Origin of the sequence: Streptomyces sp. 796.1, assembly GCF_047525675.1 — a bacterium.
Taxonomy (GTDB): Bacteria; Actinomycetota; Actinomycetes; order Streptomycetales; family Streptomycetaceae; genus Streptomyces.
This window is the reverse complement of the sequence record NZ_JBLIWA010000067.1, coordinates 1-11,801: the sequence shown is the minus strand read 5'-3', so window position 1 is coordinate 11,801 and position 11,801 is coordinate 1. Positions and strand designations below refer to the sequence as shown.

Here is an 11,801-nt window from a genome sequence, read left to right as displayed (position 1 = left end):
GCCGGGGCCCGACCCCCATGCCGCACCCGCGTACGGCACCGGCCCGTCGACCTCTCGTACGAGCCGTACGCCCCGAGCGTCGCCGCCCCGGCGCACGGCCGGCCGGCCCACTGGCACGGCCGCCGGACGGCTTCCCGCGCACGCGTACGCGAAGCCACGCGAACGCGGGACGTCCCGCACCACCGGCCACGCGGTCGGGTACGGAGCGGCTGCCTCGCGCGCATGCGTACGCGCGAGGCAGCACCGTACGCGGACGCGCGAGGCGGCGAGCCGGCCGACAGGACAACCGGGCCGCCGCGGCGCCTCGCGGGCCGGTACAGGGCCGACGTGCCCGGCCGCCCGGCTCAGCGCCTGGCGCCGCGCCACCCCGCCACCGGCAGGGCGAACTTCGCCACCAGCCGGTCGGTGAACGAGGCGTGGTGCAGCCTGGCCAGCCGGACCGGGACCGCCCCCCGCCGCACCTCCACCCGGGCGCCGGCCGGCAGTTCCACGGTGCGCCGGCCGTCGCACCACAGCACGCCGTGCGGGGTCTGCGGCTGCACCTCCACGGCGAGCACCGAATCCGGCGCGGTGACCAGCGGCTTGGCGAACAGGGCGTGCGCACTGATCGGCACCATCAGCAGCGCCTCCACCTCGGGCCACACCACCGGGCCACCGGCCGAGAAGGCGTATGCGGTCGAGCCGGTCGGCGTGGCGCACACCACACCGTCGCCGCCGAACCCGGTGACCGGGCGCCCGTCGACCTCCGTGACGACCTCCAGCAGGCGCTCGCGCGCGGCCTTCTCCACCGACGCCTCGTTCAGGGCCCAGTCGGTGTGCACGATGCGCCCGTCGTTGCGGACCAGCACGTCGAGCGTCATGCGCTCCTCGACCTCGTACGCGCGCGTGACGACCCGGTCCACGACCTGGTCCAGGTCGTCCCGCTCCGCCTCGGCGAGGAAGCCCACCCGGCCCAGGTTGACCCCGAGCATGGGCACGCCCGAGGTGCGGGCGAACTCCGCGCCGCGCAGCAACGTTCCGTCACCACCGAGCACGATCAGCAGCTCACAGCCCTCAAGGACCTGTGGCGTGGCGTCCACGCGCTGCACCGCCGATGGCAGTGGCAGGTCGGCCGCCTCGGCGGCCAACACGCGGACGCCGATGCCGTGCCGCAGCAGCCCCTGGACGACGAGTTCGGCGCTGCGGACGGCCGCCGGTCGGCCGGTGTGCGCCAGCAGGAACACGGTGCGCTCCCCCGCCGGCCCGCCGGTAGCGGGCTCGACGGCGGCGAGCGGTCCGGCCGATGCCGGCGCGGCCGGCACGGGCCCGACCGGGGCGGACCCGACCGGCGCGGCGAGCGCGTCCGCAGCGGTCCGCGCGGGAGCTACCGACCCGGCCGGTGCCTGACCTCCCGACCCGGCCGGTGCCGGCGGCTGCGCCGCGATCCCGCCCCGGGCATCCCGCACGTCCCGGATGTTGTGAACATCCCGGTCGATCTGGTCACTCCGGCTGTTCTGGTCACTCTGGTCGCTCTGGCTGTTCTGTGCGGGTGTTGCTGAAGTGGTCAACGGGGCCCCTCCGCCACTGCACGGTCGACATCCGCCGGGTCCAGCGCAGGCGCCCCGGCGCGAAGCCACAGAAAGTACTCGACATTGCCCGCGGGCCCGGGCAACGGACTCGCCGTCACGCCCAGCGCCCCGAGCCCCAACTCTGCCGCCCGTGCCCCGACGGCGCGAACGGATTCTGCGCGTAGTTCCCGGCTGCGGACCACCCCGCCGCTGCCCAGCCGTTCCTTGCCGACCTCGAACTGCGGCTTGACCATCAGCACCAGGTCGGCGTCGGGCGCGGCGCACCGCACCAGCGCGGGCAGCACCAGGCCCAGCGGAATGAACGACAGGTCGCCCACCACCAGGTCCACCGGCTGGTCGTCGAGCTGCTCCAGGGTCAGCTCACGGACGTTGGTACGGTCCTTGACCACCACCCGGTCATCGCTCTGCAACGACCAGGCGAGCTGCCCGTACCCCACGTCGACCGCCACCACCTGCGCCGCCCCCGCGCGCAGCAGGACGTCCGTGAACCCGCCCGTGGACGCCCCGGCATCCAGCGCCCGGCGCCCGGCGACGCGCAACCCCCGCCGCCCGGCCCCGGCACCGACGGGAGAGCCGGCCGGGTCCGCGGCAGAGTCGGCGTCAGGGCCGGAAGCGGCGTCAGGGCCAGGCGTGGCTGCGCCGTCCGCGGGCGCCTGCCCACCGGCGGCGACGCTGGCGCGGTACTCGTCGCTGAACGCGTACAGCGCACCGGCCAGCTTGTGGCCGCCGCGCGAGACGTAGTCCGGATCGCTGTCGTCCTGGCTCACGACGACGGCGGCGCTCCGCTCGACCTGGGTGGCGGCCTTGGTGGCGGTCGCCCCTCCGACGGTCACCCGGCCCGCCGCGATGAGCTGGCTCGCGTGCTCGCGCGAACGCGCCAGCTCGCGGCGGACGAGCTCGGCATCGAGTCGGGTACGGCGTGGGCGGCTCACTGCCACGTGCGGTTCAGCTCCTGTGATCGTGCGGGGACGGGGCCGGGACCCGGGGGCCCGGCCCGGGGCGCTGGTCGAGTGCGTCGAGCGCATCGCGCAGGCCCTGGTGTACATCCTCGTACACCGCAAGGTGCCCGTCGACGGGCAGGTGGTCCAGGTCGGCGAGCCGGTCGAGCCCCGCGTCCACGCGCGGGTGGTCGGTCGGCGTCCGGACGACGCCCAGCGGGGCGGTCCGCTCCCGCTGCTCCCCCCGCTCGCCCTCCTGCACCTCACCGCCGGACGACTCAGCCGGCTCCCCCGCCGCGCCCGCTTCGTCCACCGCGTCCGCCTCGCCCACCTCACCCGGCACGGGCGCGTGCTCCGTCGGCGCCGCTGGAGCAGGGGCACCCGGGGCAGCAGCCGGCCCGGGCACTCCCGGCCTGGCCGGCGCTCCCGCCGCCCCTGCCAGCGGCGCAGCGCCGGACGCGGCACCCCCGTCCGGCCGCAGCGGCGTGACCCCGGCGATCGAGCGGCGGGCCCCTTCCGGTGCGCGGGCAGCGGGCCACCCGGTGGCGGGCCGCCGTTCGACGTCGGTGAGCCGCTCGGCTGCCGGGCTCTGGGCGGGCGGCTGCGGAGCCTGCTGGGTGCCGCAGTCCCGCTCCGGGACGGAGCTCTCGACGGTCGCCGACGGTTCAGCGGTACGCGGCGGCCCCGGCCGGGCGGGCGCGCTGGGCATGGGCTCATCCATGGCGCCGACGCTACCGTGCACCACGGCCCGACCGAGCGGCCCACGGCGGGGTGGCGGCGTACGAACAGCGCCGAAGCCGAGGCTGGACGGCGCTCCGCCGGTCCGACCGGCCACCTGCGCGCCCCGGCATCCCGCTCCGGGCGGCTCCGGCCACGCGTACGCACACGCGTGCACGTACGCGCGCACGTACGCATCCGGCTACGCGTACTCCTACGGCGCAACCGCCGGTGCGGGCACCGTCGCACGGTCCGCGTCCCCGGCAGCGGAGTCCGCCCCTGCGGTGGGCGTCGTCGTCGCGCGGCGCGAGCGCCGGGCCGCCGGGATCACCAGCGGCGTGCCGGTCTCCGGGTCGTCGATCACCTGGCAACGCAGGCCGAAGACCTGCTCGACCAGTTCGGCGGTGACGATCTCGCCCGGCTCGCCCTCGGCGACGATCTCGCCGTCGCGCATGGCGATCAGGTGCGTGGCGTATCGCGCCGCGTGGTTGAGGTCGTGCAACACGGCCACCAGCGTGCGGCCCTGCTCCTCGTGCAGGTCGGCACAGAGGTTCAGCACGTCGATCTGGTGCTGGATGTCGAGGTAGGTGGTCGGCTCGTCGAGCAGTAGCAGCGGCGTCTGCTGGGCGATCGCCATCGCGATCCACACCCGCTGCCGCTGGCCGCCGGAGAGTTCGTCGACGAAGCGGTCGGCCAGTTCGGTGACGCCGGTGGCGGCCATCGACTCCTCGACGACCCGCTCGTCGGTCTCGGACCACTGCCGCAACAGCCCCTGGTGCGGGTACCGGCCCCGGGCCACCAGGTCGGCGACGGTGATGCCGTCCGGCGCGATGGAACTCTGCGGCAGCAGCCCCAGCGTCTTGGCCACCTTCTTCGCCGGCAGCGACGAAATGGCCTGGCCGTCCAGGAGCACCGAACCGGCAGTGGGCTTGAGCATCCGCGACAGCGCCCGCAGCAGGGTGGACTTGCCGCAGGCGTTCGGCCCGACCACGACCGTGAACGAATGGTCCGGAATGGACACCGACAGGTGCTCGGCGACGGTACGCCGGTCATAGGCCAGGGTGAGGTCCTGCCCGGTGAGCCGCTGCTGGGCGGGGGTTGCCACGGGGGCATCAGGAGAGGAAGCCACGGTCCGTTCGGTGTCCTTGTCGTCGTCGTTGTTGCTCATGCCCAGACCCCTGTCACTGCCGCCACACCCGCCCCGCTCGTCCCGCCTGCCGCCCGGTGCCGACACGCCACCCGCGGCGCGCCCCCGGGCGATCGCCCAGCCCGCAGCCCGCCACACCGGACCCGGCACTCGCCGGGCGTCCGCCCCGTACCGCCACAACCGTACGAGAGCCGGCGACAGGGACGTTACGATGCCCCATCAGTGCTGGTCGGACGGGCCCTGCGACGTCGGACGGCCCAGCGTGCGGCAGCGCGGGGAACGGGCCGGTGCGGCCGGGCAGGTCGGCGAGGCCAGTGGGGCCGGTCGGGCCGGTCGTCCGGATCGCGCCGGGGCCGCGGGGAGCGGGCCCGGGAGCCTCGGCCGCCGTCGACACCGCGGCCGGCAGGGGGCTCACCACGGTCACACGGAACTCCGCCTCTGAAGACAGGGGCGACCGGGACTGCCGCCCAACATTAGGTTAGGTTAACCTAACTCTCGTTTTACGTCCCCTGTCGTGCCGCACACCCCTTTGACCAGGTGGTTTTCCCATCTGCCGGCGGGGCGGAACCTGGCACCGCAGAGCCCGCACACGTACTCAGAGCAAGGCCGCCGATGTACCGTCCGCACGCCCCGCGCACCCCCGGCGACCCCGCGCCCATCGATCGGCCCGGGTCACGGTGCAGGCCGCCCGGGGCAGCGGCGCAGCCGCCGCCACCGCGCCGCCCACGGCTCCGGCCGGACGGAACCCCACACCGGCCCGGGTACGACGCGCCGCACCCACCCGAGCCCCACGGCCCGCTCCGTTCACACCACCCCGGCCGCCTGACTCCGGTCCTCCGGCCCACTCCACCCCACCGCAGTTCACCGCACCCGCCCCAACGACGGAAGGCACCACCATGGCGAACCCGCCCTACAGCTTCTTCGACCTGCGGGTCGTGCGGGCCGAGCGGCTGAGCCCCAGCTTCGTCCGCGTCACCTTCGGCGGCGAGGGGCTGGCACCCTTCGTGAACGGCGGGCGGGACCAGCGGCTCAAGCTCTTCCTCCCGCAGCCGGGCCAGGAGACGCCGGTGGTACCGCGCACCAACGACCTGTCCTGGTACCCCCAGTGGCGCGCCATGGACCCCGCCGTCCGCGGTGTCATGCGCACGTACACGGTGCGCGAGCACCGCCGCGACCCGGACGAGGTGGACATCGACTTCGCCCTGCACGGAGACACCGGCCCCGCCTCCCGCTGGGCCGCCGCCGCGGCCCCCGGCGACCGGGCGACCCTGCTCGGCCCGACCGCCGAGGAGAACGGCGGCGTGGACTTCCAACCGCCCGGCATCGGCGGCGTCCCGCTCGCCACCGACCGGGACGGCACGCCACGCCCCGGCACCGACTGGGTGTTGATCACCGCGGACGAGACGGCGCTGCCCGCCGTGGCCGGCATCCTCGCCTGGCTGCCGGCTGGCACCCCGGCCGCGGTGTGGATCGAGGTCCAACACGCCGAAGACCGGCAGGACCTGCCGACCGAGGCCGCCGCCGACATCACCTGGATCGTGCGGGACCAGACCCCCGCGGGCACTTCCGATGCCCCCGAACACGGCCAGCGCACGGTGGACGCCATCCGCGCCGCCGAACTGCCCACCGGCACCCCGTACGCCTGGATCGCGGGCGAGTCCGGCACGATCCGCGCCCTGCGCCGGCACCTGGTCGGCGAGCGCGGATTCGACCGCAAGGCGGTCAAGTTCACCGGCTACTGGCGGCTGGGCGCCACCGAGGACCAACTGCTCGAACAGGAAGCGGCAGAGGCCGCCGAAGCTGCCGAAACCCCCGAGACCACCGAGACCAGCGACCAACAGCGCGACGACCGCGCCTGACCCACCGCCCTGACCCACCTCACGTCCGCCCCGAGCACCGACTCGGGGCGGACGCGGTACGAGCGGCGCCGTACGACGCGTGCCCACCCCAACCACGAACCCCACGGACCACACGACCCGGCGCCCGACTCCCCACCGCACACCGCATCACACACCCACGCACCCACACCCCCGCCCGCCCCCAGAACAGTCACCGCCCCACGCTCACAACCCCAGCTTCGCCAACGCCTTCTCCGCGTCGATCCGGTCCCCGTCCCGGTGCGCCGCGCTCAGCCCGGGCCCGGCCCCACCCGCACGCCGGGGCACCTCGGACGCCGCGCCCTGTTCGTCGGCCGCCGTCCAGGCCGCCGCGCACAGCGCCCGCAGCCCGTCCAACGGCTCGCCCTCGCCCGTGAGCACGGCTTCCGCACCCCGCACCCGGGCCGTCCAGCCGGCGCAATCGAACCCGTCGCCACTCGCCCGCACCTCCGGGTGCGCGACCAGCATTCCGCGCAGGTCAGCGGCGACGAACGTGGGCCGGTGCACCGGCTCGGCAGCCAGCAGTTGGGCGGCCGTCGTCACCCCGGTCAGCACCAGCAGCGAGTCCACCCCGCCGCCGTGCGCCCCCTCGATGTCGGTGTCCAGCCGGTCCCCCACCACCAGGGGCCGCTGCGCCCCCGTACGCAAAATGGTCTCCCGGTGCATGGGCGGCTGCGGCTTGCCCGCCACCTGCGGCGAACCGCCGGCCACGAACCGTACGACCTCCACCGCGGCCCCGTTGCCCGGCGCTATGCCGCGTGCCGTCGGGATGGTCAGATCGGTGTTGGACGCGAACCACGGCACCCCGCGCGCCACCGCGTACCCCGCCTCGGCCAGCCGCTCCCACGGCTGCTGCGGACCGCCGTACCCCTGCACCACCGCCGCGATGTCCGCCTCCGCCGAGTCCACCGGCACCAGCCCCCGCTCGCGCAGCGCCACCCACAGCCCCTCGCCGCCGATGGCCAGCACCTGCGACCCGGCCGGCACCTGCTCGGCGATCAGCCGGGCCACCGCCTGCGCCGAGTTGATCACGTCGTCGGGCTGCGCCGGGACGCCGAGCCCGGTGAGGTGCTCGGCCACCGTCTGCGGCGTGCGGAGCGCGTTGTTGGTGACGTACGCGAGGCGCATTCCCGCACGTCGGGCCACCTCCAGCGACTCCACCGCGTACTCGATGGCCTCGCCACCGGCGTACACCACGCCGTCCAGATCCAGCAGGGCGGTGTCGTACGCCTCGTGCAGCGGACGCGCGCTGGCAGCGGGCCGGGTACGGACGCTGTCGGTCATGGGGTCGTCGCTCCTCGTAGACTCATATGTTTGTCCCCCGATCATCGCGCATCCTGTTGCGCGGCATAGCATTCCCCAATGAGCACTCCAGGACCTGTCAGGCAAGGTCTTCAGCTCGCCCCGTTCCGAGGCCTGCGGTACGCCTCGGAACGGGTCAGCAGCCTCGCCGCCGTCACCTCACCGCCCTACGACGTCGTAGTGCGGCCGGACGGTCTGCGACATCTGGAGACGGCCGACCCGTACAACATCGTCCGCCTGATCCTTCCGCAGACCGAAAGCCCCACGGCCCGCCACCAGCAGGCAGCACAGACGCTGCACCGCTGGCAGGCGGAGGGCGTGCTGGCCCCTGATCCGGAGCCGGCACTCTACGTCTACGAGCAGCGCGACGCAGGGCAACTCCAGCGCGGACTGATCGGCGCCCTGAGACTGAGCCCGCCGGAGGAGGGCATCGTCCTTCCGCACGAGAACGTCATGCCGCACGTGGTCGAGGACCGGGCCGACCTGATGCGGGCCACCGCGGCCAACCTCGAACCGCTGCTGCTCTCCTACGACGGCGCCCACCCTGGCAGCGCCAACGGCAGCCCGAACGGCGCCCACCCCGCCGCGCCCGCGCCCGACGCGCCGGCCCCTGACGGCCCCGCGCCCGCGGCGCCCCGGGGCGTCCAGGCGGTGATCGACCGCGCCGTGCAGCGCCCGCCGCTGCTGGCCACGACCACCGAGGACGGGGTGGCCCACCGGTTGTGGCGGATCGCCGACCCGGCCGAGATCGCCGAGGCCACCACCGACCTGGGCCGGCACCAGGCACTGATCGCCGACGGCCACCACCGCTGGGCGACCTACCTGCGCCTGCGCGCCGAGCGGCACGCCCCGGGCCCCTGGGACTTCGGCCTGGTGCTCCTCGTGGACACCGCCCGGTATCCGCTGCGGGTCCGCGCCATCCACCGGCTGCTGCGCCAGTTGTCCCCGGCGGACGCGCTCGCCGCCGTGGGCGACGCCTTCCGGGTACGTCCCGTCGCCGGCCCGCTCCCGGACGCACTGGCCGCGCTCGCCACCGCCCAGCACGAGGCGGCCGAATCGGGCGGGCCCGCCAATGCGTTCCTGCTGGCGGGCGGCGGCGAATTCCACCTGCTGGACCGCCCGGACCCGGCCCGGCTGGCCGCGGCCGTACCGCAGGACCGCCCGCAGACGTGGCGGGAGCTGGACGCGACGGTGCTGCATACCTTGTTGCTCGATCAAATCTGGCAGGTACCTGACGCCCCGGAGCACATCGGGTACATCCACGACGCAGTCGCGGCGGTGAAGCAGACCGAGCGGCACGGCGGCACGGCCGTCCTGATGCGTCCCGTCGCCGAAGAAGTGGTACGGGAGCTGGCGCAGCAAGGCGTGGCGATGCCCCACAAGTCCACGTCCTTCGGCCCCAAGCCAGCCACCGGCCTGGTGCTGCGCAGCCTCGAACTGGGCTGAGAGACCAGCAAACCCCGGGAAACAGAAAACGGCTGGGGGCGGAACCCCATCGGGATTCCGCCCCCAGCCGCACTGTCGCAACCGTCGTGCACCGGGCCGGTGCCGGACCGGCCCTCCCGAGTCGGCCCGGCACACCGGCTGAGCCGACCAAGGACGCGATCAGCCGCGCAGGTCAGCCGGCGTCCGGCCGGCCCGGCTCGCCCTCACGGTCAGCCGGGGCCACCTGCTCGTCCCCGGCAGCAGGAGCAGCGGAACCCTCCGCCGCACCGTCACCGGCACCCTGCTCACCCGCACCGGCCGCCTGCCCGGCCACCGCCTCATCAGCAGCCGCATCGGCATCATCGGCCGCACCAGCCTCGGCGCCACCACCAGCCGCACCGCTCACGGACGCGTCCGCCACCTCACCGGCCGCGGCGTCGTCCGCCTCGGCATCCGGCGTCGCGTCCGAAGCATCGCCCGCCACGTCCTCCGCCGCGGGGCGACCAGCACGGTCCGCGTCCACGGCGGTCGGCTCCTGATCGGCAGCGGCCGGCTCGTCATCGTCCTCCAGCGCGTCGACGAACTCCACGCCGTCGAGTTCGGCCAGCCGGTCCGATGCGTCCGTGGTACCGCCCTGGTCCGCCTCCAGCGCCTTGGCGAACCACTCTCGCGCCTCGTCCGTACGCTCCACCGCAAGCAGCGCGTCGGCGTACGCGTAGCGCAGCCGCGCGGTCCACGGGTGTACGGCGGACGAGGCGAGCTCGGAGCTCTGCAACGTCACCACGGCGGCCTCGGCCTGCCCCATGTCACGCCGCGCACCGGCCGCGACGAGCCGCATCTCGACCTGCCCGGCCCGGTCGAGCTTCTGCACCTCGGGCTCGCCCGCCATGGCCAGCGCCCGCTCGGGCCGCCCCATACCGCGCTCGCAGTCGGCCATGACCGGCCACAGGTCGGACGAGCCGGTCATCCGCCGTGCCGCCCGGAACTCGGCCAGTGCCTCCGCGTACTTGGCGACCCCGTACGAGGCGAAACCCGCCGCCTCGCGCACCGCCGCCACCCGGGACGCCAGCCGCAGCGCGACCCTGGAGTAGCCGTACGCCTGCTCCGGGTCCTCGTCGAGCAGCTTCGCCACCATGACGAGGTTCCTGGCCACGTCGTCGGCGAGGGTCTTCGGCAGGCTCAACAGCTCCTGCCGCACGCTCTTGTCGATCTCGTCGCCCGTCACGTCGTCCGGAATCGGCAGCCGGCGTACGGGCTCACGCTCCCGGTCGTCCCGACGCCCACCGAAGCCACCGGAACGCTCGTCGCGCCGCCCGTAACCACCGCCGCTGGACCGGTCATCGCGCCGGCCATAGCCACCGCCACCGCCAGCGCGGTCATCGCGCTGTCCGTATCCACCACCAGCACGGTCGTCGCGGCGTCCGTATCCGCCGCCGCCACCGGAACGCTCGTCACGCCGCCCGTGCCCGCCACCGTGGTGGCCACCGTCCCGACGCCCGCCGAAGCCGCCCGAGCGCTCGTCGCGCCGCCCGTAGCCGCCACCGCCGGCGCGGTCATCACGCCGCCCGAAGCCACCGCGCTCCTCACGACGCTGCCCACCGCCGCCGAACCGCTCGTCGCCGCGCTGGCCGCCGCGGTCGTAGCCCTCCCGGCGGTAGCCGCCGCGGTCGTCGTGGCGGGGGCCGTGGTCGCGATCGTCACGGCGGGGGCCGCGGTCACGGTCGTCGTGCCGGGGGGCACGGTCGCGGTCATCCCGACGGGGACCACGATCATCAAATCGCGACCCGCGATCACGGTCATCCGACCGAGGCCCACGCGGCCGATCATCCCGCCGGAACGACGAACGCTCATCCCGACCACCCCGGTCACCCCGGCTATCCCGGTCATCCCGACGGAAGGCAGGACGCTCATCACGCCGCCCGAACCCACCACCAGAACGCCCACCACGCTCATCATCCCGACGCGGACCGCGTGGCCGGTCATCACGATCCCTGCGGAACCCGCCCCGGTCGTCATCGCGCCGGAACCCGTCCCGCCCACCATCGCGGCGGAACCCACCACGGTCATCGTCGCGGCGGAATCCGCCACGATCGTCACGCCGGGGGGCGCCTCGGTCGTCGTCACGGCGCGGTCCACGGTCCCGCTCGTCCCGACGGAAGTCCCCGGTACGCGGGCCACGCCGGTCATCCGGCCGGTCTTCCCACCGACCGCCGGAACGCGGCTGGTAGCCCTCGCGGCGGTAGCCGCCACGGTCGTCACGGCGCGGGCCGCGGTCACGGTCGTCCTGGCGGGGGGCACGGTCGCGGTCATCCCGACGGGGACCACGATCATCAAATCGCGACCCGCGATCACGGTCATCCGACCGAGGCCCACGCGGCCGATCATCCCGCCGGAACGACGAACGCTCATCCCGACCACCCCGGTCACCCCGGCTATCCCGGTCATCCCGACGGAAGGCAGGACGCTCATCACGCCGCCCGAACCCACCACCAGAACGCCCACCACGCTCATCATCCCGACGCGGACCGTTCCACCGACCGCCTCGGTCCGAACCGCCGAAACCGCGTGAATCGCGCCGATCGCCGCCATCCCGGCGGCGCGCATCGCGCTCCGGCCGGTCGTCGGAGGAGTGAGTGGGCATCGGTGTGACTCCTGTCTTTGGGTAACGCAGTCATTCTCGCGCACCAGGTAGAGCAGCGCGCTTCGGGCAAAAGAAAAGAGGACCCTTGGTCCCAGCGTGAACGCTGGGACCAAGGGTCCTCTTCAAAGATTGTTCGGCGGCGTCCTACTCTCCCACAGGGTCCCCCCTGCAGTACCATCGGCGCTG

The 11,801-nt window shown here is 74.4% G+C and carries 8 protein-coding genes and 1 pseudogene; 2 read left to right on the top strand and 7 right to left on the bottom strand.

The window, feature by feature from the left end; translation table 11 throughout:
- Positions 1 to 344 precede the first annotated feature (344 nt).
- From ACMA1D_RS30535 to ACMA1D_RS30520, 4 genes are all read right to left on the bottom strand, one after another.
- On the bottom strand, positions 345 to 1,223 hold the full coding sequence (locus tag ACMA1D_RS30535) for an NAD kinase (RefSeq protein ID WP_414727241.1): 879 nt from the start codon (positions 1,221 to 1,223) through the stop codon (positions 345 to 347).
- Positions 1,224 to 1,543: 320 nt separating this feature from the next.
- Positions 1,544 to 2,500 (bottom strand): TlyA family RNA methyltransferase, encoded by a 957-nt coding sequence (locus ACMA1D_RS30530; RefSeq protein ID WP_414727240.1) that lies wholly within the window; start codon positions 2,498 to 2,500, stop codon positions 1,544 to 1,546.
- 13 nt (positions 2,501 to 2,513) lie between these two features.
- Complete coding sequence (locus ACMA1D_RS30525; protein WP_414727231.1) at positions 2,514 to 3,227, bottom strand: hypothetical protein; 714 nt, start codon at positions 3,225 to 3,227, stop codon at positions 2,514 to 2,516.
- A 210-nt stretch (positions 3,228 to 3,437) separates the two neighbouring features.
- Positions 3,438 to 4,391 (bottom strand): ABC transporter ATP-binding protein, encoded by a 954-nt coding sequence (locus tag ACMA1D_RS30520; RefSeq protein WP_414727230.1) that lies wholly within the window; start codon positions 4,389 to 4,391, stop codon positions 3,438 to 3,440.
- 875 nt (positions 4,392 to 5,266) lie between these two features.
- On the opposite strand from ACMA1D_RS30520, the gene ACMA1D_RS30515 reads away from it, so the two are divergent.
- On the top strand, positions 5,267 to 6,229 hold the full coding sequence (locus ACMA1D_RS30515; RefSeq protein ID WP_414727229.1) for a siderophore-interacting protein: 963 nt from the start codon (positions 5,267 to 5,269) through the stop codon (positions 6,227 to 6,229).
- A gap of 204 nt (positions 6,230 to 6,433) precedes the next feature.
- Here ACMA1D_RS30515 and ACMA1D_RS30510 read toward each other — a convergent pair whose 3' ends face one another.
- Entirely contained in the window at positions 6,434 to 7,531 is a 1,098-nt protein-coding gene (locus tag ACMA1D_RS30510) for an HAD-IIA family hydrolase (RefSeq protein WP_414727228.1), read from the bottom strand.
- Positions 7,532 to 7,609: 78 nt separating this feature from the next.
- On the opposite strand from ACMA1D_RS30510, the gene ACMA1D_RS30505 reads away from it, so the two are divergent.
- Positions 7,610 to 8,995, top strand: coding sequence for a DUF1015 domain-containing protein (locus tag ACMA1D_RS30505; protein ID WP_414727227.1), 1,386 nt, complete (start codon positions 7,610 to 7,612; stop codon positions 8,993 to 8,995).
- Between the two features lie 346 nt (positions 8,996 to 9,341).
- Here the strand turns inward: ACMA1D_RS30505 and ACMA1D_RS30500 are convergent.
- Both ACMA1D_RS30500 and ACMA1D_RS30495 read right to left on the bottom strand, forming a co-directional pair.
- Positions 9,342 to 10,172, bottom strand: a pseudogene (locus ACMA1D_RS30500) (hypothetical protein); the annotation flags it as partial.
- A 23-nt stretch (positions 10,173 to 10,195) separates the two neighbouring features.
- The gene (locus ACMA1D_RS30495) at positions 10,196 to 11,578 is read right to left on the bottom strand and encodes a hypothetical protein (protein ID WP_414727226.1); all 1,383 of its coding nucleotides are present in this window, start codon (positions 11,576 to 11,578) and stop codon (positions 10,196 to 10,198) included.
- Positions 11,579 to 11,801: the final 223 nt, after the last annotated feature.

Bases quoted from the DNA above. Each gene is read 5' to 3' on its own strand.
- ACMA1D_RS30510 (WP_414727228.1), bottom strand. From the start codon at position 7,531: ATGACCGACAGCGTCCGTACCCGGCCCGCTGCCAGCGCGCGTCCGCTG.
- ACMA1D_RS30520 (WP_414727230.1), bottom strand. From the start codon at position 4,391: ATGAGCAACAACGACGACGACAAGGACACCGAACGGACCGTGGCTTCC.
- ACMA1D_RS30525 (WP_414727231.1), bottom strand. From the start codon at position 3,227: ATGGATGAGCCCATGCCCAGCGCGCCCGCCCGGCCGGGGCCGCCGCGT.
- ACMA1D_RS30505 (WP_414727227.1), top strand. From the start codon at position 7,610: ATGAGCACTCCAGGACCTGTCAGGCAAGGTCTTCAGCTCGCCCCGTTC.
- ACMA1D_RS30495 (WP_414727226.1), bottom strand. From the start codon at position 11,578: ATGCGCGCCGCCGGGATGGCGGCGATCGGCGCGATTCACGCGGTTTCG.
- ACMA1D_RS30515 (WP_414727229.1), top strand. From the start codon at position 5,267: ATGGCGAACCCGCCCTACAGCTTCTTCGACCTGCGGGTCGTGCGGGCC.